26 protein-coding genes and 1 other RNA gene are annotated in these 23,352 nt (G+C 65.6%); 21 read left to right on the top strand and 6 right to left on the bottom strand.

Annotation, left to right across the window (positions count from 1 at the left end; translation table 11 throughout):
- Positions 1-18 precede the first annotated feature (18 nt).
- Positions 19-531: a protein-export chaperone SecB gene (secB, locus tag AC3WN8_RS23220; protein ID WP_492671866.1), complete on the bottom strand. Its 513-nt coding sequence runs from the start codon at positions 529-531 to the stop codon at positions 19-21.
- 161 nt (positions 532-692) lie between these two features.
- Here secB and AC3WN8_RS23215 point away from each other — a divergent pair, with 161 nt between their 5' ends.
- The 4 genes from AC3WN8_RS23215 to AC3WN8_RS23200 all read left to right on the top strand — a co-directional run bounded on the left by AC3WN8_RS23215 (position 693) and on the right by AC3WN8_RS23200 (position 4,935).
- Positions 693-1,346, top strand: a complete 654-nt coding sequence (locus AC3WN8_RS23215) for a Tim44/TimA family putative adaptor protein (protein ID WP_492671865.1) — start codon at positions 693-695, stop codon at positions 1,344-1,346.
- Positions 1,347-1,348: 2 nt separating this feature from the next.
- Positions 1,349-2,650, top strand: a complete 1,302-nt coding sequence (mltA, locus tag AC3WN8_RS23210; RefSeq protein ID WP_492671864.1) for a murein transglycosylase A — start codon at positions 1,349-1,351, stop codon at positions 2,648-2,650.
- A complete protein-coding gene (locus tag AC3WN8_RS23205; protein WP_492671863.1) occupies positions 2,625-3,167 on the top strand; it encodes a Smr/MutS family protein in 543 nt (180 codons plus the stop codon). Before mltA ends, AC3WN8_RS23205 begins: the two co-directional genes overlap by 26 nt.
- Positions 3,168-3,252: 85 nt before the next feature.
- Positions 3,253-4,935: a putative bifunctional diguanylate cyclase/phosphodiesterase gene (locus AC3WN8_RS23200; protein ID WP_492671862.1), complete on the top strand. Its 1,683-nt coding sequence runs from the start codon at positions 3,253-3,255 to the stop codon at positions 4,933-4,935.
- Between the two features lie 3 nt (positions 4,936-4,938).
- Here AC3WN8_RS23200 and dapE read toward each other — a convergent pair whose 3' ends face one another.
- Complete coding sequence (gene dapE / locus AC3WN8_RS23195; RefSeq protein WP_492671861.1) at positions 4,939-6,081, bottom strand: succinyl-diaminopimelate desuccinylase; 1,143 nt, start codon at positions 6,079-6,081, stop codon at positions 4,939-4,941.
- Positions 6,082-6,128: 47 nt separating this feature from the next.
- Between dapE and AC3WN8_RS23190 the strand changes: the two genes are divergently transcribed.
- Positions 6,129-6,578 (top strand): cupin domain-containing protein, encoded by a 450-nt coding sequence (locus tag AC3WN8_RS23190; protein ID WP_492671860.1) that lies wholly within the window; start codon positions 6,129-6,131, stop codon positions 6,576-6,578.
- 58 nt (positions 6,579-6,636) lie between these two features.
- Here AC3WN8_RS23190 and AC3WN8_RS23185 read toward each other — a convergent pair whose 3' ends face one another.
- Positions 6,637-7,116 (bottom strand): Lrp/AsnC family transcriptional regulator, encoded by a 480-nt coding sequence (locus tag AC3WN8_RS23185; protein WP_492671859.1) that lies wholly within the window; start codon positions 7,114-7,116, stop codon positions 6,637-6,639.
- 96 nt (positions 7,117-7,212) lie between these two features.
- Here AC3WN8_RS23185 and AC3WN8_RS23180 point away from each other — a divergent pair, with 96 nt between their 5' ends.
- Together AC3WN8_RS23180 and AC3WN8_RS23175 are read left to right on the top strand one after the other, a co-directional pair.
- Positions 7,213-8,181 (top strand): threonine ammonia-lyase, encoded by a 969-nt coding sequence (locus AC3WN8_RS23180; protein ID WP_492671858.1) that lies wholly within the window; start codon positions 7,213-7,215, stop codon positions 8,179-8,181.
- Positions 8,178-8,537 (top strand): VOC family protein, encoded by a 360-nt coding sequence (locus AC3WN8_RS23175; RefSeq protein ID WP_492671857.1) that lies wholly within the window; start codon positions 8,178-8,180, stop codon positions 8,535-8,537. Before AC3WN8_RS23180 ends, AC3WN8_RS23175 begins: the two co-directional genes overlap by 4 nt.
- Positions 8,538-8,543: 6 nt before the next feature.
- Here the strand turns inward: AC3WN8_RS23175 and AC3WN8_RS23170 are convergent, their stop codons facing one another.
- The 3 genes from AC3WN8_RS23170 to AC3WN8_RS23160 all read right to left on the bottom strand — a co-directional run bounded on the left by AC3WN8_RS23170 (position 8,544) and on the right by AC3WN8_RS23160 (position 11,288).
- Positions 8,544-9,212: a glutathione S-transferase family protein gene (locus AC3WN8_RS23170; RefSeq protein WP_492671856.1), complete on the bottom strand. Its 669-nt coding sequence runs from the start codon at positions 9,210-9,212 to the stop codon at positions 8,544-8,546.
- 160 nt (positions 9,213-9,372) lie between these two features.
- Positions 9,373-10,281, bottom strand: a complete 909-nt coding sequence (gene rpoH, locus AC3WN8_RS23165) for an RNA polymerase sigma factor RpoH (RefSeq protein WP_492671931.1) — start codon at positions 10,279-10,281, stop codon at positions 9,373-9,375.
- Between the two features lie 56 nt (positions 10,282-10,337).
- A complete protein-coding gene (locus AC3WN8_RS23160) occupies positions 10,338-11,288 on the bottom strand; it encodes an RluA family pseudouridine synthase (RefSeq protein ID WP_492671855.1) in 951 nt (316 codons plus the stop codon).
- A gap of 17 nt (positions 11,289-11,305) precedes the next feature.
- Here AC3WN8_RS23160 and AC3WN8_RS23155 point away from each other — a divergent pair, with 17 nt between their 5' ends.
- From AC3WN8_RS23155 to AC3WN8_RS23090, 14 genes are all read left to right on the top strand, one after another.
- Positions 11,306-11,710, top strand: a complete 405-nt coding sequence (locus AC3WN8_RS23155; protein ID WP_492671854.1) for a M67 family metallopeptidase — start codon at positions 11,306-11,308, stop codon at positions 11,708-11,710.
- Positions 11,711-11,759: 49 nt separating this feature from the next.
- Positions 11,760-12,416 carry a histidine phosphotransferase family protein gene (locus AC3WN8_RS23150; protein WP_492671853.1) on the top strand — a complete coding sequence of 219 codons (657 nt, stop codon included), beginning with the start codon at positions 11,760-11,762 and terminating at the stop codon, positions 12,414-12,416.
- Between the two features lie 115 nt (positions 12,417-12,531).
- Positions 12,532-14,865: a chemotaxis protein CheA gene (locus AC3WN8_RS23145; protein ID WP_492671852.1), complete on the top strand. Its 2,334-nt coding sequence runs from the start codon at positions 12,532-12,534 to the stop codon at positions 14,863-14,865.
- Between the two features lie 3 nt (positions 14,866-14,868).
- Positions 14,869-15,306 carry a chemotaxis protein CheW gene (locus AC3WN8_RS23140; protein ID WP_492671851.1) on the top strand — a complete coding sequence of 146 codons (438 nt, stop codon included), beginning with the start codon at positions 14,869-14,871 and terminating at the stop codon, positions 15,304-15,306.
- 71 nt (positions 15,307-15,377) lie between these two features.
- A complete protein-coding gene (locus tag AC3WN8_RS23135; RefSeq protein WP_492671850.1) occupies positions 15,378-15,746 on the top strand; it encodes a response regulator in 369 nt (122 codons plus the stop codon).
- Positions 15,747-15,756: 10 nt separating this feature from the next.
- Positions 15,757-16,872 carry a chemotaxis-specific protein-glutamate methyltransferase CheB gene (gene cheB, locus AC3WN8_RS23130; protein WP_492671849.1) on the top strand — a complete coding sequence of 372 codons (1,116 nt, stop codon included), beginning with the start codon at positions 15,757-15,759 and terminating at the stop codon, positions 16,870-16,872.
- Positions 16,869-17,717: a CheR family methyltransferase gene (locus AC3WN8_RS23125; protein WP_492671848.1), complete on the top strand. Its 849-nt coding sequence runs from the start codon at positions 16,869-16,871 to the stop codon at positions 17,715-17,717. The genes cheB and AC3WN8_RS23125 overlap by 4 nt, the downstream gene beginning before the upstream one ends.
- A gap of 108 nt (positions 17,718-17,825) precedes the next feature.
- Positions 17,826-18,728: a DMT family transporter gene (locus AC3WN8_RS23120; protein WP_492671847.1), complete on the top strand. Its 903-nt coding sequence runs from the start codon at positions 17,826-17,828 to the stop codon at positions 18,726-18,728.
- Positions 18,729-18,790: 62 nt separating this feature from the next.
- Positions 18,791-19,423 (top strand): N-acetylmuramoyl-L-alanine amidase, encoded by a 633-nt coding sequence (locus AC3WN8_RS23115; RefSeq protein WP_492671930.1) that lies wholly within the window; start codon positions 18,791-18,793, stop codon positions 19,421-19,423.
- A 76-nt stretch (positions 19,424-19,499) separates the two neighbouring features.
- Positions 19,500-19,874: RNase P RNA component class A (gene rnpB, locus AC3WN8_RS23110), an RNA gene on the top strand.
- 90 nt (positions 19,875-19,964) lie between these two features.
- Positions 19,965-21,788: a CHASE3 domain-containing protein gene (locus AC3WN8_RS23105; RefSeq protein WP_492671846.1), complete on the top strand. Its 1,824-nt coding sequence runs from the start codon at positions 19,965-19,967 to the stop codon at positions 21,786-21,788.
- Positions 21,789-21,858: 70 nt separating this feature from the next.
- A complete protein-coding gene (locus AC3WN8_RS23100) occupies positions 21,859-22,476 on the top strand; it encodes a YIP1 family protein (protein ID WP_492671845.1) in 618 nt (205 codons plus the stop codon).
- A gap of 77 nt (positions 22,477-22,553) precedes the next feature.
- A complete protein-coding gene (locus tag AC3WN8_RS23095) occupies positions 22,554-23,081 on the top strand; it encodes a J domain-containing protein (protein WP_492671844.1) in 528 nt (175 codons plus the stop codon).
- A partial coding sequence (locus tag AC3WN8_RS23090) for a hypothetical protein (protein WP_492671843.1) occupies positions 23,081-23,352 on the top strand: 272 nt, incomplete at its 3' end. The genes AC3WN8_RS23095 and AC3WN8_RS23090, both read left to right, overlap by 1 nt.

Below are 23,352 nucleotides of genomic sequence, written 5' to 3'. Positions count from 1 at the left end.
CTCCTCCTATGGCCCGGATCAGGCCTGGCCGCCGGTTTCCACGGTGGCGAGATCGCTCTGTGCCTGGATCTGGCTCAGATAGAGACCGCCAAAGTCGATCGGCTCCAGCATCAGCGGCGGGAAGCCGCCGTCGCGCACCGCGTCCGCCAGAATCCGGCGGGCGAAGGGGAACAGGATTCGCGGCGCTTCGGCAAGCAGGAAGGGCTGAAGCTGATCCTCGGGAATGTTGCGCAGTCCGAAGAGCCCGGCATAGGACAATTCGACCTGGAAGGCGACCTGTCCGTCCTCGGCCTCGGCGCGGGCATCGATCTTGAGCACGACCTCATGGACGTCCTCACCGACCTGATTGGCGCCGATGTTGAACTGGATGTCGATCTTGGGCTGGCCCGCCCACTGATAGACTGCGGGCGAATTGGGATTCTCGAACGAGAAATCCTTCACATATTGCGAAATGACGCCGACCTGGGGGAGGGTGTCCTCGCCGTTCGCCAGCGGCTCGTTCGGGATCGTCGCGCCTTCTTCTTCGGCCATGTCCGGATTTGTCCTCGATACCTTGAAAAGATGCCGCGCGCGCTAGCAGGCGCTGCCGGGAAGGGCAATGCCGGGTGGTGCGGAACACACTTCTCAGTCGACGATTTGAAACACGCGCGTCATGCGCCTATGTAGGGTGTTGACGCGCGATCGGAGGTTTTGTGGTAACGGTTGTCATTCTTGCCTTGGTAACGCTCTTCCTGGCTTTCCGGCTCTATGCCGTGCTGGGCAAGCGCACTGGCCATGAGCAGCAGCCGCTGCCGCGCACCGCGGACGAGCGCATCGCCCCGGCACGGGCCAATGCGCCCGTTCCCGACATCAGTCCCGAAGCCCGCGTTGTGGGCGATCCCGCTGTCGGCCCCGCCGCGATCCGTGGTGTCCGCGCGATCGCCGCGCTCGATTCCCAGTTCGAACCCACCCGTTTCGTCGAAGGTGCCAAGGCGGCCTATCGCATGGTGCTGGAGGCCTATTGGTCGGGCGATGAAGAGACTCTCGGCGAGCTTGTCGGCGACGACGTCCGGGCCGCTTTTGCGGAAGCGATCGCCGATCGCAAGGCGGCGGGCCAGGTGCTCGACAATCGCCTGGTCCTGATCGAGAACGCAATAATCTCGGACGCAGAGGTTCAGGGGCAGACCGCCTCCGTTACCGTACGCTTCGATGCCGACATCGCTGCGGTGACGCGCGATCTCGACGGCAACGTCATCGCCGGATCGCTGAGCGACGCCGTTCCAACGCATGATGTCTGGACATTCAGCCGCAATCTGCGTTCGAACGATCCCAACTGGATCCTGACCGACACCGACGAGGCCGCCTGATCATGGCGATATGGCGGGGGACGGCGATACTCGCCGTATTGACGCTGGCTGCCTGCTCGGGGGCCATCGTGCCGCCGTCGGCGAATGCGCCGGCGCGGCCGCAACCGAACCGCCCAGCCCAGTCCGGAACGCAAGCTCAGCCGGAGCGGGCGGCGCGGCCGCAGCCCGCGACACCGATTGCGGCGATGCCCGCCGCGCCGCCGCCCGCCGATGCCGCCAATGCGCGCAGCCAGGGCGTCGTTGCCGGTACCCCCATCGCCAAGCTCGAGATCGGCGAAGCCCAGGCGCGTCGTGCGCTCGCCGCCTTCCGTATTTCGTGCCCGTCCGTCCAGCGGCGGACCGATGCGAGCGGACTGACCCGTGGTAGCGACTGGGCACCCGCATGCGCAGCCGCCACGGGCTGGTCGAACAACGACGCCGCCGGTTTCTTTCGCCGCTATTTCGAGACGGTACAGGTCGGCACCGGTGCCGCCCATGCCACCGGCTATTTCGAACCTGAGATTCGCGGCTCGCGTGAGCGGCGCTCTGGATATGAAGTGCCGGTCTATCGCCGTCCGGCCGATCTGATCGACGTCGATCTCAGCCTGTTCAACGAGGCGCTGAAAGGCAAGCGTATCCGCGGACGCGTCGACCGCAATGCGTTCGTTCCCTATTATGACCGCACCCAGATCGAGGAAGGCGCACTGGCTGGCCGGGGCCTGGAGATCGCCTGGGCCGCCGATCCCGTCGAATTCTTCTTTCTCCAGATCCAGGGATCCGGCCGGCTGCTCCTGCCCGATGGCGGCGTGATGCGCATCGGTTACGACAATCAGAACGGGCGCGATTATACCGGGATCGGCAAGCTGCTGATCGACCGGGGCGAGATCCCGCGCGGCCAGGGATCGATGCAGGGCATCATGGCCTATCTGCGCGCCGACCCCGCCAAGGGGCAGGCGGCGATGCGCGAGAATAAGAGTTTCGTCTTTTTCCGCGAACTGACCGGTCCCGGGCCGCTCGGCGCGATGGGTCTTCCGGTGAGCGGGCGTGCGAGCGTGGCTGCCGATCCCGCCTATGTGCCTTTGGGCGCCCCCGTTTTCCTTTCGCTCGATCGCGCGGAAACCGCGGGTATCTGGGTGGCGCAGGATACGGGCGGCGCGATCAAGGGCGCCAATCGCATCGATACATTCTGGGGTGCGGGTGCCGAAGCGCGGGCGATCGCGGGCGGCATGTCCGGCCGGGGGACCGCGTTCCTGCTGCTGCCCGTCGGCACGCTGGCGCGGCTTGCGGAGGCGGCACCCGGTGGCGGGGCGGCGGCTCGGCGCTGACGAGCGCGCGCTCTGGGCGCGCGTGATCGCCAGCGTGACGCCGCTCGATGGGCGGCCGGCACCCATTCGTCCGCTCGATCCGCCGGTTCATCCGGCGCCGGACCGTCCGAAACCGACGCCCGCGGCAGTTGCCAAGCCTCCCTCCATCAAGGATGCGCGCACCGCACCAGCCGCCAACACGCTGGACGGCGGCTGGGATCGACGGCTGCAACGCGGCGTGGTGGATCCTGAGATGACGGTGGACCTGCACGGTCACACGCTCGATTCTGCGTGGCGATTGCTCGATACGAGCCTGGCACGCGCGGTTTCGCGCGGAACCCGGATGATCCTGCTGGTGACGGGCAAGCCGCCGCGCGGCGACCGGCGCGGCCGCGGTGCGATCCGGGGAGCGGTGGGCGACTGGCTGGCATCGTCGCGCCATGCCGATCGCATTGCCGCGATCCGGAACGCGCATCCCCGCCATGGCGGAAACGGGGCGCTCTACATCATCCTGAAACGCGACAGAACGACATCGTAAAGCCAATCTTTACGGAGTCGTGACAAGAAACATTAATCCAATTCGCTGGATTGGAGGTTTCGGTGTCACCTGCCGCGGGAGCATGATGGAAGGGATTTCGCTTAAAAGTCGGGCCATTGCGTTCGCGATGTGCGTCGGTGCGGGATCCTTCATCCTTGCCATCCTGGCAGGCGGAAGCGGTGCCATGCACGGCGCCAACAGCGCCACGGCGGCGAACGCGCTGGTCGTTGCGATCGTCTGCGCGGCGATGAGCTGGGCGTCCGCGGATCGCGCACTCGCTTCGGTCGCCGCGGCAGTCGACAGTGCGATCAAGCGGCTGGCGCAGGCGGCCCATGGCGATTTCGAATCGCGCACGCCGTCCGAGGTGCGCGAATTCCTGCCCGAACTGGCCGACAGCATGGACGCGCTGTTCACCGAGACGCGCTCGACCTTCGACAGCATCCACAATCTCGCCATGTACGATCCGGTGACGACGCTCGCCAATCGGACCAATTTCCGCCGCGACGTCGAACGCACCCTGACCGAATTGCCCGCCGATGCGCGCTCGGCCTTGCTGTTCGTCGATCTCGACAATTTCAAGTCGGTCAACGACTCGCTCGGCCATGCCCATGGCGACCAGCTGCTCGCCAAGGTGGCGAATCGGTTGCGGGCCGTGCTGAATGCCGAAGGCTCGCCGGGGCGGGGCGGACTGGGGCGGATCGGTCGGCTTGCCGGCGACGAATTCACGATGTTCCTGCCCGATATCGCATCGACGGAAGACGGTCAGCGCGTCGCGCAGCGTATCCTCTACGCCCTGGGCGAGGATATCGACCTGTCGGGTCATGCGATCCGGGTTGGCGCCTCGATCGGCCTCGCTTTCCATCCCGATCATGGCCGTTCGTTGACCACGCTGATGAAGGCGGCCGACGTCGCCATGTATCATGCCAAGGCCTGCGGCCGCGCCCAGGTCCAGACCTATACCGATTCGCTGGCCGACGCGCTCAACGAGAAGCTGTGCCTGGAGCGGGACCTGCGGCTCGCGCTCTCCGAACAGCGTTTCGAACTCGTCTTTCAGCCGCAGATCGAACTGGTCAGCGGCAACACCCTGTCGGCCGAAGCGCTGCTGCGATGGAATCATCCCGAACAGGGCGTGCGGCTGCCGGGCGCTTTCATCGAAACGGCCGAGGAAAGCAGCCTGATCGTCGAGATCGGCGATTGGGTGATCGATGCGGTGGCCGCCGCTGCCGCACGCTGGGAGAAGCTCGGTCTGGACCAGCGGCTGGCGATCAACATCAGCCCGCGCCAGATCGAGCAGCGCGATTTCTTCCGGCGGCTGCGCGAGCGGCTGGCGTATCACGGCGCGACACCGCGCATGCTGGAACTCGAAATCACCGAAGGACTGGCCATGACCTGTGGTGAGGCGGTGTTCAGCGAGATGGCGGCGCTGCGCAACGAAGGCGCACTGATCGCGATCGACGATTTCGGGACGGGCTATTCGAATTTTTCGCGCCTGCGCGACATGCCGGTCGATCAGGTGAAGCTCGATCGGAGCATGATCGCCGACGTCACCAGCTCGGAACAGGCACGCGCCATCGTCCATGCCGTGATCGGCCTGATCCACGGGCTCGGCCATCGCGTGATCGCCGAGGGCGTCGAAACGCGCGAGCAGGCCGATGTGCTGCGCGTGATCGGCTGCGACGCCGTGCAGGGCTATGCGATCGCGATGCCGATGCGCGAACGCGACTTCCTGACCTGGACCAATGGCGCGCGCTCGGCGCTCAGCGCCTGATTCTCAGGATTCGGGCCGCCCGAGTGCGCGGTCGATGATCAATACGAAGATGTCGGTCAGCGCCGCAATGTCCTGAATCGCCGCGGCTTCGTCGAGTTTGTGCATCGTCGCGTTGAGCAGGCCGAATTCGACCACGGGGCAAATTTGCGAGAGGAAGCGCGCGTCCGACGTCCCGCCTGTCGTCGACAATTCGGGCGTCACGCCCGTCACCTGCGTGATCGCGGCGGATACCATGTCCGACAGGGCGCCCGGCGCGGTCAGGAAAGCTTCCCCCGAGATACGGGCCGTCAACGTCGCGCGCGGCGATTCGGCCTCGCAGATCGCGCGGATGCGCTCGGTTAGCGCTTCGCCGCTGTGCAGCGCGTTGAACCGGATGCTCAGTCGTGCGGTCGCCTTTGCCGGAATGACGTTGGTTGCCGGATTGCCCACCTCGATATCGGTGATCTCGATATTGGACGGCTGGAACCATTCGGTGCCCTGATCGAGTTCGATCGCCTCGATGCGCGAAAGGATGCGGACGAGCGGCGGGATCGGATTGTCCGCCAGATGGGGATAGGCGACATGGCCCTGGGTGCCGGCGACCTCGATCCACATATTGACCGATCCGCGCCGGCCGATCTTGATCATGTCGCCCAGCCGCGCAACCGAAGTCGGCTCGCCGACCAGGCACAGGTCGGGATGATGGCCATTGGCCGTCATCCACTTGATCAGTTCGACCGTGCCGAAGACGGCATAGCCCTCCTCGTCGCCGGTGATGATCAGGCTCAGCGTTCCGGGATGATCGGCCTGGCGGGCGGCGGCGGCGGCAAAGGCGGCGATCGATCCCTTCATGTCGACCGCGCCGCGGCCGTAGAGCAGGTCGCCGCGGATCTCGGGCACGAAGGGATCGCCATGCCAGCCGTCGCCTGGCGGCACGACGTCGAGATGCCCGGCATAGGCGAAATGCGGCGCGCCGCTGCCGCGCACGGCAAACAGATTCTCGACCGGCCCGTCGGGTGCCTCGCCGGCGATGAAACGGTGGACCGAAAAGCCGATGCCGACCAGCGCCTCTTCGAGCACGTCGAAGACTTCGCCGGTGGCGGGGGTGATGCTGGGGCAGGCGATCAGGCGCGCGGCGAGATCGACGGGATCGATGGACGATATCATGCTTGGCGCCTACCCATAGTCACGCGCTTTGCATAGCGGGAGGGACCATGCCCAAGCTTGATCTGGATGCGATTCCGCAGACCAATGCCACCGGCTATCCGGCCGAATATGCCGATGTCGTGAAGGAGCGCTGGTATCGCCGCCTCGCGCCGGCCAGCGGGATCGCCGATTTCGGCGCCAGCCATGTCGTGCTGAAGCCGGGCGCCTGGTCGTCGCAGCGGCATTGGCACGAAGGCGAGGACGAACTGGTCGTGATGATCGCGGGCGAAGCCATACTGGTCGACGATCATGGCCGCCACCCGATGCGTGCCGGCGACATTGCCGCCTTTCCCAAGAATGACGGCAACGGTCATGTCCTGATCAACGAAAGCGCCGCCGACTGTGTCTATGTCGCGATCGGGCGGCCTGCAGCCACCGATTGCCATTATCCGGATATCGACATGCATCTGTTTGGGGCGCTCGGCGAGCAGCGCCGCAAGGACGGTCGCGAATTCTGACGTTGGCCTCCGCTGGCTTGGCGGGGGGACCCGCCATACCGGCATCTCGCACGCGGGCTCACCCCGTAGCGGGCGGGATCGGCACCAACAGGCCGCGCTTGCCGATGCCCAGCGCGACATTTGTCGTGAAGCGGCGGACATTGGCATTGTCGGCGATCATCCTGGCCATCAGCGCATCGTAGGAATCGACGTCGGGCGCGGTGATGATCAGCACGAAATCGGCGCTGCCCGTGACATAATAGACTTGCTGCACCTGATCCTCATCGGCGAACCAGCGGCGCAGTTGCGCCAGAAGTTCCGGGCGTTGGCGCTCGATTTCGAGCGCGACGATGAAGAAGGTCGGCCTGCCGACCGCAGCCGGATCGACCACCGCGACCGTCGCCGCGATCGTGCCTTCCGCTTTTAGCCGGCGCAGCCTGCGCAGCGTCGCCGATGCGGAAAGGCCGATGCGTGCGCCGATCGCGTCGGCGGTCAGTTCGCCGTCGCGCTGCACGATATCGAGAATCCGGCGATCGAAATTATCCAGAGCGTTACGCATGATTCCGGCATCATAGCAGCTGATCTTGCCGATTTCAGGTGCTGACAGGCAATGATTCGCTGAAAAACGGCAAAAGTGAGCGGTTATTCTCCGGCCATGCACTATCCAACCGCCCCGGGCATCCTTGCCGCCGTCGACCGGATCGATCCGGTCTTCCTCGACACGCCGCTTCGGCGATCCGACGCGCTCGACAGGCTCGTCGGCGCAATGGTCACCTTCAAGGACGAGACCGCAAATCCGATCCGCTCGTTCAAGGGAAGGGGGGCGGGTGCCTTCCTGGCCGGCATGGATTCGCCGCCGCCGCTGATCTGCGCGTCCGCTGGCAATTTCGGTCAGGGGCTGGCCTGGGCGGCACGAAGCCGAGGGGTTCCGCTGATCGTCGTCGCGTCGCGCGGCATCGTCGTGGCGAAGCATGAGGCAATGACGCGGCTGGGTGCCGATGTCCGCCTGCTCGGGCGCGATTTCGACGATGCCAAGCGGATCGCCCGCTCGATCGCGGAGCAGGACGGGCTTTGTTTCGTCGAGGATGGCGCGGATGCCGCGATCGCCGAGGGGGCCGGCACGCTGGCGCTGGAAATGACCGAGCGCGCCGGGCCGTTCGACGCGATGCTGGTGCCGCTGGGCAATGGCGCGCTGGCGTCGGGGGTGGGGACATGGATGAAGCATGTCTCGCCACGGACCGAGATCGTCCTGGTCGCCGCCGAACGGGCGCCGGCGATGGCCGAGTCGGTGCGCACCGGCCGGATCGTCGAAACCCCCGAGGCACGCACCATCGCCGATGGCATCGCGGTGCGCGTGCCCGTCGCCTATGCGGTCGATGCCGTGCGGCTGATTGCCGATGATGTCGTGCTGGTGAACGAGGATGCGATCCGTACGGCGATGGCGCTGGTCGAAACGCATCTCGGACTGATCGTCGAGCCCGCAGGCGTTGCCGGGCTTGCCGCGCTGATCGCCGACCCCGCGCGGTGGCGCGGACGCAGCGTCGCCATCCCCTTGTGCGGCGGCAATGTCGATCCGCCCGCGCTCGAATCCTCTGCCCCCGTAATGCTGGAGATACAGCCATGATCGATCATCTCGAACTCAGGACGCGCGACCTGCCCGCCAGTGTCCGTTTCTATTCCGACCTGCTCGCCCCGCTCGGTTATGCGCTGAAGGTGGATGCCGCCGCCAAGGGATTTGGCGACGGGCGCTCGCTCGACCTGTTCCTGGTCGAGGGCGATCCGGCGTCCGACGCGCATTTCGCCTTTGCCGCGCCCGATCGCGCGACCGTCGACGGCATCTATGCGGTGGGCGAACGCGCCGGCCACCAGCTGGATCGTGCGCCCGCACTCGCGCCGCATATCCACCCGAACTATTATGCCGGCTATCTGCGCGATCCCGATGGCCGGCTGGTCGAATTCGTCAGCCATGGCGCCCAATAGGGAGTTTCAGACGCCCTGTGGTTGCTCGAATTTCTCGATCACCCAATCCTCTTCCTGCGCGCCGGCGATCCAGTCCTGCATGAAGGGGTGAGTGATCACCGCGCGCATATAGGGCTCGGCGAACCGCGCGACGGGAAGCTGATAGGTGATGAAGCGGGTGATGACGGGGGCGAACATGATGTCCGCCGCGCCGAAATCGCCGAACAGGAAATCGCCCTCGCCACCGAAACGCGCGCGCGCTTCGGCCCAGAGTTGCATGATGCGGACGATATCCTGCTTCACGGCATCGGACGGCTCGCGCGGCTCGTAGATCTGGCGGACGTTCATGCTGTGCTCGCGGCGCAGTGCCGCGAAGCTCGAATGCATCTCGGCCGCCATCGATCGTGCCATGCCGCGCGCGGCGGCGTCTTCGGGCCAGAATCGCTCGCGGCCCGCCTTTTCGGCGAGATATTCGATGATCGCCAGGCTGTCCCAGACCACGACGTCGTCGTCCCACAGGATCGGCACCTTGCCCGATGACGGCGCGAATTCGTCGCCTTCGCGGCGCACGTCCCAGTCATGATCGTATAGGGGGACGACATTCTCCTCGAACGGCAATCCCGACTGGCGCACCGCCAGCCAGCCGCGCAGCGACCAGGAGGAATAGGCCTTGTTGCCGATGAAGAGCTTGAGCATCCATTCCCTCCGGTCCTGTCCACCCCTCGATCCCGGGGTGCGAAGGACGGATAGACGAGCCGCCGCCGCTTCGCCACCCACAGCATGACAGTGTTTGGGACGAAAAAAAGGGGTCGGCACCCGAAGGTGGCGACCCCCGATTTCCGGTGACGTGCGCGGCTCAGGCGAGCGCGGGCAGCAGTCCCTTGCCGCCGGCGATGCGCATCATCGCCTTTTGCAGCTTCTCGAAGGCGCGGACCTCGATCTGGCGGACGCGCTCGCGCGACACGCCATAGACCTGGCTCAGTTCCTCGAGCGTCTTGGGGTCCTCGGCCAGACGGCGTTCGGACAGGATATGCTTCTCGCGATCGTTGAGGTCGGTCATCGCTTCCACCAGCATGGTGTGGCGAACGTCGCGTTCCTCGGCATCGGCGATGCGCTCGTCCTGCAACGGGCCTTCATCCTGCAGCCAATCCTGCCACTGGCCGTCGCCATCCTCGCGCATCGAGACGTTGAGCGAGGTGTCGCCACCCATCGCCATGCGCCTGTTCATGCTGGTGACGTCGTCCTCGCTGACGCCCAGATCGGTCGCGATCTTGGTGACGTCCTCGGGGCGCAGATCGCCATCCTCGAACGCGTCGAGCTTGTTCTTCATCCGGCGCAGGTTGAAGAACAGCTTCTTCTGCGAGGCGGTGGTGCCCATCTTCACGAGGCTCCACGAGCGCAGGATGAATTCCTGGATCGAGGCGCGGATCCACCACATCGCATAGGTGGCGAGGCGGAAACCGCGATCGGGCTCGAATTTCTTCACGCCCTGCATCAGGCCGATATTGCCCTCCGAAATCAGCTCGGAAACGGGCAGGCCGTAGCCGCGATAGCCCATGGCGATCTTGGCCACGAGTCGCAGGTGCGACGTGACGAGTTGGGCCGCTGCCGCCGGATCCTGATGTTCCTGATAGCGCTTGGCGAGCATATATTCCTGCTCGGGCGCCAGGATCGGAAACTTCTTGATCTCGGTCAGATAGCGATTGAGGCTCTGTTCACCACCCAGAGCGGGGATCGTCGCGGGGACGTTGGTGTTGCCGGCCATGGTCTTCATTCACTCCCTTCGACCGCCCTATCGAGGCGCGGTCTCTCTTGAAACTTCTATACCACCAATGAGCTGAACAGTTCCTGCATATCCGCAGGCATTTTGCTATCAAACGCTAAAGTCGCGCTTGTGATCGGATGGCGGAAGCCCAGATGCGCGGCGTGCAGCGCCTGCCTGTGGAATTCCAGCCGTTTGAGCACCGCACGTTGCGCGTCCCTGGGGCGACCATAAACCGGATCGCCGAGCAGCGCATGTCCGATCGACGCCATATGGACGCGAACCTGATGCGTCCGGCCGGTTTCGAGTCGGCATTCGACCAGTGCGGCATCCCTCAGCAACTCGAGGGTGCGATAATGCGTCACCGCACGCTTGCCGCCCGCCACGATCGCGATCTTCTTGCGATTGCTGGGCGACCGCGCGAGCGGCGCATCCACCGTACCCGCGGGCGGGGCGGGGCGGCCGCCGACGATCGCCTGATAGCGCCGATCGATCGAATGCGCCGCGAACTGCTTCGCCAGCCCTTCATGCGCCCGGTCGGTCTTGGCGGCGACCATCAGGCCCGACGTGTCCTTGTCGATGCGGTGGACGATGCCCGGCCGCGCGACGCCGCCAATGCCCGACAGACTGCCGCCGCAATGATGGAGCAGCGCGTTCACCAGCGTACCGTCGGCATTGCCGGCGGCCGGATGGACGACGAGCCCCGCGGGCTTGTCGATCACGATCAGATGCTCGTCCTCGAACACCACCACCAGCGGAATGTCCTGCGCTTCGTTGTGCGCCGGTTCGGGAAGCGGAATCTCGATGGCGAAGGCCATGCCGGCAGCGGCCTTGGCCGAAGGGTCGCGCATCGCGTTTCCGGCCGCGTTGGTAACCTTGCCGCCGGCGATCAGCGCCTTGATGCGTTCGCGCGAAAGCGTGGGTATCGCGTCGGCAAGGGCGCGATCCAGACGCCATCCGTTCGCGCTGTCCGCGATCCGTGCATCGACAGTGGAAACCCCCCGGTCCATCGCTTAGGGAGATGGGAATGGCCATGCGGATTTCAAGGGTGCTGCTCGAACGGATTCTTGCCGAAGCGGCGGCGGCGCCCGACCGCGAGATTTGCGGATTGTTGTTCGGAAACGACCTCGAAATCATGGATGCGGTGTCCGCCGCGAATGTATCGCCGCGGCCCGAGGACAGTTTCGAAATCGATCCCCAGTCATTGTTCGACGCGGCGCGTGGCGCGCGCGCCGGCGGGCCGGCCTGGATCGGGCATTATCACAGCCATCCGCGCGGCGCGGCGGAACCCTCGGCGCGGGATCGTGAAGCGGCGGTCGGAACGCCCGCGCAGCTCTGGCTGATCCTGGCGGGCGAGAGCGCCGAATTGTGGCGGTTGGGCGACGATATGGGTGGCAAGCAGATTTGCCAACGGATCGCGTTGGTTGCATGAGGCGGCCGCCTTCGCCAGAAGGGCGCGCAAATCGAATGAAGGGATCGGAATGTCGATCAACACCGTGGATTTCGCCAGCCTGCTTTGCTCGCGGCTCTGCCACGACCTGCTGAGCCCGGTCGGCGCGCTTAACAACGGGCTGGAACTGCTCGCCGACGAGCATGATCCGGAAATGCGTGCCCGCTGCCTGGAACTGCTCAGCGAAAGCGCGCGCACCTCGGCGAACAAGCTCAAATTCTTCCGCCTGGCGTTCGGCGCCGCCGGCGGTTTCGGCGAAGAGGTCGATGCACGCGAGGCCAAGGCCGCGATCGAGGGACTGTTCGGCGTCGATGGCCGTATCGAACTGGGCTGGATGGTTGCGGATGCGACGCTCAGCAAGACCGCGATCAAGGTGTTGCTCAATCTGGCGCTGATGGGTGGCGATGCGCTCGTGCGCGGCGGCCGGCTCGATGTCGGCGCAGAGCGCAACGGGCTCAACACCGAAATCGTCGTTCGTGCCGAGGGACCCCGGCTGGTGCTCGACGCCGAACTGCGCAAGGCGCTGCTCGGCGAAGTGGCCCCCGATGCGCTGACGCCGCGTGCCGCCGCCGCCTGGCTGGCGCACCAGATCGTCGCCGAAAGCGGCGGGCTGATCCAGGTCTCCGAGCCCGACGATCCGGCGCTGCTGTTCGGCGCGGTCATCGGCACGGGTGTTGCTGTAGGCTAGGGAAGCGGGCCGGTGCCGCCTCGAGAAAGCGCTCTGCCGCGCTTTCTTGAACACGCTCTAACGGCTTCTTAACCACGCCTCCGCCATGACGGGTCCGCAGCTGCTGGCGGACCCCATGGACGATATTCTCGCCGAATTCATCGCCGAAACCCGCGAGACGCTTGAGGCGCTGTCGGGGGAGCTTGTCGCCTGGGAAGCCGATCCGGCCGATCGCGAGCGGCTCGATGCGATGTTCCGCTTCGTCCATACCGTCAAGGGAAGCTGCGGTTTCCTCAATCTCGACCGACTCGAACGATTGAGCCACGCCGCCGAGGATGCGTTGTCGCAGGTGCGCGAAGGTGCGCGTCCGGCCGACAGGGCGCTGGTCAGCGCGGTGCTGGCGATCGTCGACCGCATCGCCGAACTGGCCGAGGCGCTCGACACGGGCGAGGCGGTCCATGGCAGCGACGATTATCTGATCGCCGCGGTTCGCGTCGATGGCGCCGCCGCCGACGTGCCGGCCGAAACCCATGCGCCGGCGCAGCGTGGTGCCGCGCGCAGCATCCGGATCTCGCTCGATCTGCTCGATCGCATGATGGCCGGGGTTTCCGATCTGGTGCTTGCCCGCAACGATCTGTCGCGACGATTGCAGGATGCGGGCACCGAGGCCGCGGTGGAAGGGGCGTTCGAACGCCTTTCGCTGTGCGTCGCCGATATGCGCGACACGATCACCCGGACACGCATGCAGCGGATCGAAAAGCTCTTCGCGTCGGTCCCGCGCCTGGTCCGCGACCTGACGGCCGAATTGGGCAAACCGGTCGAGTTGCGCATCGAAGGCGGCGATGTCGAGCTGGATCGCGAGATGATCGAATTGATCCGCGATCCGTTGACCCACATCATCCGCAACGCGCTCGACCATGGCATCGAACGGCCGGAAGAGCGCGCGCGCGCCGGAAAACCTGCGCAGGGGCGGCTGCGCATCACCGCCTGCCAATCGGGCAACCAGATCGCGATCGAAGTGGCCGACGACGGCCGCGGCATCGATGTCGACCAACTGGTCGCGCGCGCGATCGCCGCCGGGATCGTCACGCCCGAGCGTGCCGAGCGGCTGTCGCACCAGGCGCGTCTGGCCCTGGCCTTCGAGCCCGGGCTTTCGACCGCGCGAACGATCACCGCGCTTTCGGGACGCGGCGTCGGCATGGACGTGGTCCGCGCCAATATCGAACGGACCGGCGGTGTCGTCGATATCGCCAGTGTTGCCGGCAAGGGCGTGACCTTGACGCTGCGCATGCCCCTGACGCTTTCGATCATTCCGGCACTGGTGGTGGGTGTGGCCGACCATCAGTTCGCGATACCGCGCGCGGCGATCCGTGAGATCGTGCGCGACAACAATGCCGCACTTTCGATCGAACCCGTCGGCGACGCCTTCATCGCGCGGTTGCGCGACGAGCGCATTCCGGTGGTCACGCTCGAGACGATCCTGGGCATCGAATGTGCCGCGCAATCGATGCCGCGATCGCTGATCATCCTCAATCCGGCGGGCGGGGCGATCTATGCGCTCAGCGTCGCGGACCTCCATGACCATCAGGAGCTGGTGGTCCGGCCCGCCTGCCCGGCGATCATGGCGGCCGGGATCTATGCCGGGATGACGCTGCCCGACACCGGCCTGCCGATGCTGCTGCTCGATCCGGCCGGCCTTGCCGATACCGCGGGGATCATCGCCGGCATCGGTGCCGACGAACCGGCCGAGGCGGTTGCGGCCGTCGACGATGCCGGCATCTCCATGCTGCTGTTCCGCGATCTCGACGGCACCGAGCGTGCGGTGCGGCTGAGCGTGATCGAACGGATCGAGGACGTCGCGGGCGGCCAGATCAGCTTCGGCGCCGGGCGCCTGCGGCTGGCGGTGGAGGATCGCATCATCCCGCTCGTCGGCCTGGATACGCTGGCGGGCCGTGACATGGTGAGCGTGCTGCGGCTGAACGACGGCGCAGTCGAGCTTGCCTATGCGATCGAGGAAGTGATCGATATCGTCCGCCTGTCGGGTGCCGTGGTTCAGGCGCGCAAGGAGGGGATCGTCGCCGGCGTCGCATTGCTCGACGGACGGCAGGTCGAGATTCTCGATCCGCATTGGCTGTTCGCGGATGCCGCGGGATCCGGCTCCACCGGTGTCGATCGGCCGCTATGCCTGCTTGGCGATCGCGACGATCCCTGGATACGCGAAGTGCTCTGTCCGCTTGTCGAGGCCGCAGGATATCGCGTCGCCTTTGCAGGGGATGCCGCCACGGAGGAAGCGCAAATCGTGATCGCCAATGAAGGCAGCGCCACCGAGACGCATGCGCCCAAGGCACGCGTGTTGCGCCTGCGCAGCGACATCGCCGTGCGTGATGCCGATCCGGCGAGCATCTATCGTTATGATCGTGCCGGGCTGATGACCGCGCTTCGCGCCGGCCGCGTGCGGGCGGGGGATTGAACCATGCGGGCCCTTTACCTGATCGCCGAGCTGGACGGGCAACGCATCGCGATCGAGGCGGTGCATATCGATTCGGTGGTCCATGTCGCGCATGTCACGCCGATCCCGTTGATGCCGCCGCATCTTCTCGGCCTTGCCGCGCTGCGCAGCCGCATCATCACGATGATCGACTGCCGCGCCGCGCTTGCCCTCGCGCCAAGTGCTGCCGCCACGGTGCTGACGGCGGTGGTGGTCGAGGTCGAGGGACATCAATATGGCCTGGTGGTCGATCGCGTCGAGGATGTCCGCGAGATCGACGGCGCGCCGTCACCCCTTCGCACGCGTCTGGGCGCGGGTTGGGAACATGCCGTGCGCGGCATGCTTGACGACGGCACGGCATCGCTGCTGCTGCTCGATCCCGCATTGATCGTCGCGGGCGCACCTCAGAATTTGGCTGCTTAACCCCATGCTTACGCTTTGCTCTTATCACGTGGTGGGTTTCGCGCCCCATCGGGCGGGGAGGGGTGGGTAACATGTCCAGAAAATGTCTCGTCGTCGACGATTCAAAGGTGATTCGGAAAGTGGCGCGCCACATTCTGGAAACACTCGACTTCTCCGTGGACGAGGCGGTCGACGGCAGCGACGCGCTCAATCAGTGTATGGCGGCGCCGCCCGACGTAATCCTGCTCGACTGGAACATGCCGGTGATGAGCGGGATGGAATTCCTCCGCGCCCTCCGCAAGACCGACCTCGTCGTCCGTCCGAAAGTGGTGTTCTGCACCACGGAAAACGGCATGGGGCATATCCGCGCGGCGATCGATGCCGGTGCCGACGAATATGTCATGAAGCCGTTCGATCGCGAGACGCTGGAGACCAAGCTTCAGATCGTCGGTTTCTCCTGACCTGAAACGCATGGCGGGCCGGACTCTCCGCACCGAGGCCCAATCGGGCACCCGCCCCGACGCACGGCCGATCAGGTTGATGATCGTCGACGATTCGGCGGTGGCGCGGGCCGTGCTGGCGCGGATGATCTCTCAGGATCCGGCCTTCGAAATCGTCGATTCCGCCGCCAGCGCCGCGGAGGCGATCGCACGGCTGGGCAATCTGGCCGAACCGCTCGACGTGATCCTGCTCGATATCGAGATGCCTGGCCGCAGCGGCATCGCCGCCTTGCCCGATCTGATCGAGGGGAGCGGCGGCGCGCGCGTGCTGATCGTTTCGGCGCTGGCCGACGACGGTGCGGCGGCGACCGTCGAGGCGCTGACCCTGGGGGCTGCCGATACGCTTGCCAAACCGGGAACGGGCAGTTTTGGCGGCCAATTCTCCGAGATATTGCGCGAACGGCTGTTGCGGCTCGGCCGTCCGGAAAGCAGCGGCACGACCATAATCGAGCGCTCGGTCGACATGCCGCGTCCGATTTCGCCCGCACTTCGCCTGCGCGCCGGGGATCGGCCGCTCGATTGCATCGCGATCGGTGCATCGACGGGCGGGCTACACGCCATCGCCGCGCTGTTGCGCGCGCTGCCGGCGACGCTCGACGTGCCGATCCTGATCACGCAGCATCTGCCGGCGGTTTTCATGCCGTTCTTCGCCGATCAGATGCAGACGCTGTCCGGGCGCAAGGCGCTTGTCGCGCGTGAGGGCATGCCGGTTCAGCCCGGACGCCTCCATATCGCGCCCGGCCATGCGCATCTGTGTGTCGAGGATCGTGACGGCCGGGTGGCTGTGCGATTGCTTCAGCACAGGACGGAGACAGGGTGTCTGCCGTCGGTCGATCCGATGTTCTCCTCCATCGCGTCGGTTTATGGCGCGACGGCGGTCGGCGTGGTGCTGAGCGGCATGGGGCGCGACGGCAGCGCCGGCGCGCGCGACCTGGCGAGTGCGGGGGCCGACGTGTTCGCGCAGGATGTGGAGACGTCGGTGGTCTGGGGCATGCCCGGCAGTGTCGCCAAGAGCGGGCTGGCAAGCGCGGTGCTGCCCCCCGCCGAAATCGCGCATATCCTGCAGAAGCGCTGGGAAAGCGCATGACCGCGAGCGCGAATGCGATCCGTGTGCTGGCCGGCCTGCTCCAGGCACGCACCGGACAGCAGCTCGCAGCCAGCCGGATCTGGCGGATCGAGATATCGCTGAAGCCGGTGTTGCGCGAATGCGGATTCGACTCGATCGATGCGCTCGCCGCCGCCGTGGTGTCGGATCGCGAGAGCGGCCTTGCCGATATCGTGGTCGATGCGCTGCTCAACAACGAGACCTATTTCTTTCGCGATCATACCGTGTTCCGGCTGCTCGACGGTCCCGCGCTCGACATGATCCGCGCGGCGCGCGAGCCGCGACGGCGGCTGCGCATCTGGTCGGCGGGCTGTTCGACGGGGCAGGAAACCTATTCGCTTGCGATCATGCTCGCCGACGCCACCGAGCGCTGGTCGGGATGGACGATCGACATTCTCGGCACCGATGTCTCGCGAGATGCGGTCGAGCGTGCGGGCCGGGGCGTGTTTTCCCAGTTCGAGATCCAGCGCGGCCTGCCGGTCCGCTCGATGCTGCGCTGGTTCGACCAGAGCGGCGAAAGCTGGACCGCAAAGCGCGAACTCAGACGGATGATCCGCTTCGAGCGTCACAATATCCTCGATCGTCCGCCTCAGCCGGCCCATTTCGACCTGATCCTGTGCCGCAACGTCCTGCTCTATTTTCCGCTGGAGGCACGCACGGCGGCGTTCGATCGCCTGTCCACGGCGATCGTGCCCGACGGGGTGCTGATGCTCGGCGCGGGCGAGACCGTGCTTGGCCAGACCGGCAAATTCGCCACCGAGCGCACGTTGCGCGGGCTTTACCGCCCAACCCTGGGCAATCCCCACCAATCGCACCGCGCGGCCTGAGCGAACCGATCCCGGATGCGCCGGCATCTTCGAGCCCGCGCATGATTCATTCGATTCGGTGGCGCGAAGCGCTTCCACCGCGCGACATCAGCCTTTATGGCCTCGGATGTGACTGCCCCGGCCCCGATCCGCTTCGGCACCCGCGACCTGCTCGTCGCGGCGATGATGAACGTCCTATGGGGGCTCAACATCATCGCCGTGAAAATGGGCGTGGAGGCGACCGGGCCGTTCACCGCCGCCGCGCTGCGCCAGGCGATAGTCTTCATCGTCTGCGCGTCCGCGCTCCGGATCGTGCCGGGGCGGATGCGCGAGCTGATCGGCCTGGGTCTGCTGTCGGGCGGCATCTTCTACATGTTCGTCAATGCGTCGCTGTTCGTCGCCGACAATGTCAGCGCGCTTGCCATTGCCGGACAGGTCGGCGTTCCCTTTTCGATGATCCTGGCCGTGATCTTCCTGGGCGAACGCATCCATTTCATACGGATGGCGGGCATGGGGCTCGCCTTTCTGGGGGTGTTGCTGCTGGTGTTCGACCCGGCTGCCGGACGCGAGATCCCGGGCATGCTGCTGACGGCGGCGGGCAGTTTCATCTGGGCGGTCTCGTCGCTGATCCAGCGCCGGCTGCGCGGCGTGCCCGTGCTGACCATCTATGCCTGGATGGGATTGATCGGCACCATCACGCTGGTGCCGGTGTCGGTGGTGTTCGAACCAGAGACCGTTCGGGCTTTGCCGGATCTCCGGCTCGGCGATTTCGGCTGGATCGCCTTTTCTGCGATCGGCTCGACCATCGGCGGCCATGGCGCGATGTCGTGGCTGCTTCAGCGCCATGCGGTCAGTGCGGTGGTTCCTCTGACGCTCGCGGCGCCGGTGATTTCTGTGGTCGTCGCGTCGCTTTTCTTTGCCACGCCGCTGACGCCGCTTATGATCGCGGGCGGCGTCGTCGCGCTGGTCGGCGTCGCGATCGTCACGATCCGTACCGCGCGCGTGCATGAAGGGGGAGGCAAGGCAGTTTGATCGATACGCCATCTGCCAATTTTCCGTCCCCCAATTTCGACGAGCGGGCCGCGCCGGTTTCGATGATCGTGCTCCATTATACCGGCATGACCGATGCCGAAGTGGCGATTGCCCGACTCACCGATCCCGGCGCCAAGGTGTCGGCGCATTATCTGGTCGACGAGGATGGTCGCCTGGTCAGCATGGTCGCGGAGGACAAGCGCGCCTGGCATGCCGGGCGCTCGCATTGGCGCGGCATCACCGACATCAACAGCATCAGCATCGGCATCGAGATCGTCAATCCGGGGCATGATCACGGCTATCGCCCTTTTCCGGATGCGCAGATCGAGGCGCTGATCCCGCTCGTCGCCGATATCAAGGATCGTTATGCGATCACGCGCGGCAACGTCGTGGGGCATTCGGATATCGCACCGACGCGCAAGCGCGATCCGGGCGAACTGTTCCCATGGGGCCGGCTCGCGCGGTTGCGGCTTGCCCTGCCGCGCCCGACCCGCAATCTGCTCGACCCCGAATGGTCCGATGCCGGATTCCTGCTCGCGCTGGAACGCTTCGGTTATGAGGTTGCCGATCCGCTGGCGGCCGTGGTGGCCTTTCAGCGACGCTTTCGTCCGGAACTGATCGACGGCGAGATCGACGGCGAATGCCGGGCGATCCTGCTCGCCTTGCTCCTGCCCCAGCCGCAAGGGGACGATTGATACGCCATCGCGAGGATGCGGCCTTTCCCGCATTGCATGCTGGTATGCGCTCCTCATCGCGACTATAGCGCCCCGGCCAGAGGGCTGGGCGGCCGCGGCCCCGTCGCAAGACGGGGGCGAGGAAAGTCCGGGCTCCACGGAATGACGGTGCCGGGTAACCCCCGGCGGGGGCGACCCCAGGGACAGTGCCACAGAGAGCAGACCGCCTCGCGCTTCGGCATGAGGTAAGGGTGAAAGGGTGCGGTAAGAGCGCACCGCGCGGCCGGTAACGGAAGCGGCATGGTAAACCCCACCGGGAGCAAGACCGAATAGGGACGGCGCATGGCCTCATTCCGGCCGGTCGTCCGGGTTGGTTGCTTGACCCCCGATGCAAGTCGGGGGCTAGAGGAATGGTCGCCCAATCCCGGCTTGCCGGGATGGACAGAACCCGGCTTACAGGCCCTCTGGCACGATTTGACGATCCCGCGCGGCCTGACTTGCCAGACGCGGCGGGATCGTTACCAACCGTTCCATGTTGGGGGGAAAACACTCGATCCGTTCGGTGTCACCGGTGTTGTTCGGCTTCGGTCTGCTGGTGGCGATGGTGGTCGGCAGCCTGTGGTTCGCGCGCGCCCAGTCCCTCGCGGCGGGTGAGGCGACACGGGTTTTCAACTATCATGCGGCACTCACCGAGACGCTGTCGGCGCTCAAGGACGGTGAGATCGGCCAGCGCGGCTATGTGCTGACGGGTGAATCCCACTATCTTGTCCCTTATGAATCGGGGCGGAAGCGCATCGGCCCGGCGCTCGACGATGCGGTGAGGCATTCGGCGGACGGCGCCGCCGTGGTCGCGGCGCTGAGGCCTCTGGCCGACCGCAAGTTCGCCGAGATGCAGAGGACGATCGATCTGGTCCGCGCCGGCCAGAGCGACAACGCGCGTGCGCTTGTCGATACCGATCAGGGCGTCGCGTTGATGGATCGGATCCGCGAGGCGATCGGCGTGCAGCGCGCCCGGTCCCGGATGGCGATCGAGAATGCGCAGCTCCGCGTTGCCCGCCAGTCTCGTGTGCTGATGTTCGGCCTGTTGGCGGGGCTCGCCATCTTGCTGGGCACGGTCTTTCTCTGGTGGCGGTCGCAACGTGAACAATTCGCCGAGATGCGGCTCTCCCGCGACGAGGCACAGGCGTCATCGGTGGCGTTGCGTGAGCAGATATCCGCGCGCGAGGCGGCGGAGGGCACGCTCCGCCAGATGCAGAAAATGGAGTCGATCGGCCAGCTTACTGGCGGTATCGCGCATGATTTCAATAATATGCTGGCGATCGTCCTTGGTAATCTCGATCTTGCCAAGCGACGGCTGACGAGCGATCCGGCGCGCGCGCTGGCCTCGATCGATCATGCACATGAAGGGGCCGAACGTGCGGCGACGTTGACGGCGCGGCTGTTGGCCTTTTCGCGGCAGCAGCCCCTTGCGCCGGAACCGGCGGATGCGAACAAGCTGGTCGCCTCCATGTCGGAATTGCTGCGGCGGACGCTCGGCGAACAGGTGATGGTGGAGACGGTCCTGGCCGGCGGCCTGTGGCGCACCCATGTCGATGTCGGCCAGCTCGAGAACGCGATCGTCAATCTCGCGGTCAATGCGCGCGACGCGATGCCCGGGGGCGGCAAGCTCACCATCGAGACCGCCAACGCGCATCTCGATGAATCCTATGCCGCCGCCCAGGCCGAGGTGATACCCGGCCAATATGTGCTGATCTGCGTGACCGATACGGGCACGGGGATGAGCGCGGAGGTGATCGAGCGCGCCTTCGATCCCTTCTTCACGACCAAGCCGGTGGGCAAGGGGACCGGCCTGGGGCTCAGCCAGGTCTTCGGCTTCGTCAAACAGTCGGGCGGGCATATCGCGATCTATTCGGAGCATGACGAAGGCAGCACGATCAAACTCTATCTGCCGCGTTTCTTCGGGGCCGGGGAGCCCGCGCATATGGCGGTCGCGAACATGGATACGCCGCTTGGTCGCATCGAAGAGATCGTCCTGGTGGTCGAAGACGAACAACGCGTCCGCCACTTCTCGGTCGATGCGCTGCGTGAGCTCGGCTACACCGCGATCTCCGCCTCGGGTGCCGCCGAGGCGCTGACGATGCTCGATGCGCAATCCAACGTCGCCTTGCTCTTCACCGATGTGGTGATGCCGGAGATGGATGGCCGTCGCCTCGCCGAGGCGGCGTTGCAGAAACACCCGGGGCTGCGCATTCTCTATACGACCGGCTATACGCGCAATTCGGTCGTTCATAACGGCCGTCTCGATGCGGGCGTCAACTTCCTCGCCAAGCCCTATTCGATCGCGCAGCTTGCCCGCAAGATCCGCAGCGTCCTCGACGAAGACTGATACAGGGACGCAGCTTTACAGTCGGGCGCGAATGCGTCACGTTCCGTCCCCGCAACAGGGAGGCGGTTTCATGAGCATTGTCGATCGTGCGAAGAATATTCTTCTGACCCCCAAGACCGAATGGCCGGTGATTGCTGCGGAGCCCGCATCAGCGCAGAGCCTGTACACGGGGTACGCGGCTATCCTGGCTCTGCTGCCGGTTGCCGGGACGGTTTTGGCCGGTCTGCTTGGACTGGGCGCAATGGGCTACGCATATGGCGGTCTTTCCAGTTCGCTCATCGGCTATGCAGTGGTGTCCTATGTGATCCAACTCGGCCTGCTCTATCTGATAGGTCTGCTGGCCGGCGTTCTTGCTCCAAGTTTCGACGGCAAGAACGATCTGGTGCAGGGACTGAAACTGATCATCTATTCGTCGACCCCGACCTGGGTGATCGGTCTGGTTACGCCATTGCTACCGATCATGCTGGGCGGTCTGCTTGGCCTGGTCGCGCTGGCATATGGAATTTACATTCTCTACCTTGGTGCCGCGCCGACGATGAGCGTTCCGGCGGCGAAGGCGCCTGGATATACTGCCGTGGTCGTGGTGATCTGGCTCATCGTGGCGCTTTTCGTGACTGGCCTCATCATGACGGCGATCATGGGGGCAATCTTCGGTAGTGCCATGCTTGCCGGCGCATCGATGGGCTGACCTCTTTATGGGCGTGCGCCGGCGAAATCCGGCGTACGCCCATTGCGCCCACGGGCTGCTTCGCTACATCGGGGGCAATGACCCGATCTTCCCGATCCTATGACTGGGGTTTTCCCCGCTGGCGTGGCTATGAATCGTCGCGCGAAGCCGCGAAGATTCGCCTGTGCGATCGCGAAGGATGCGATCGGCCCGGTGATCGGCCGGCACCCAAATCGCCGAACGGCAACGAACGCTGGTATTTCTGCGAAGAGCATGCCGGCGAATACAACCGCAACTGGAATTATTTCGAGGGGTTGACCGCCGAGGAAGCAGCCGCGCGCGAAGCGAAGGAGAGCCGCGAGGCGGCCGGTTTCGAGCAGGCGCGCCATTATGGCTGGGGTGGCCCCGGCGACGGCACCCGTTCGCGCGACGAGCTCAACGCGCTGAAAGCGCTCGAACTCGACGACGATGCCGATTTCGAAGCGGTGAAAAAGGCCTGGCGCCGGCTGGCCAAGGAGAATCATCCCGATGTGAAGCCCGGCGATGCGATGGCGGCAGTGCGCTTCCAGTCGATCCAGGCGGCGTTCGAGATATTGCGCCAGGCCGAGGAGCGCCGCCCGCGCTGATGCGCGCGGTTCGCTCCAACTGGCAGACGGCCTTGCTGGTTTGCCGCAAATGTTCGAAGCGCCAGCATGGCGGCTTCGGACCGAAGGGCAAGATGCCGCTCGCCAAGGCGCTCAAGAAGGAACTGGGCGGGAAGAAGGGGTGCAAGGCCCCCGTCGGAATCATCGAGGTGAAATGCCTGGGCGTCTGCCCGCGCCACGCGGTGACGATGGTCGATGCGCGCCGTCCGCGCGACTGGCTGCTGGTCAAGCCGGGGACGGGGATGGATGAGGT

The sequence above is a fragment of the Sphingobium sp. FW305-3-2-15-F-TSA7 genome (assembly GCF_058787155.1).
The sequence above is the reverse complement of the archived record's forward strand: the minus strand, read 5'-3'. Positions and strand labels throughout refer to the sequence as shown.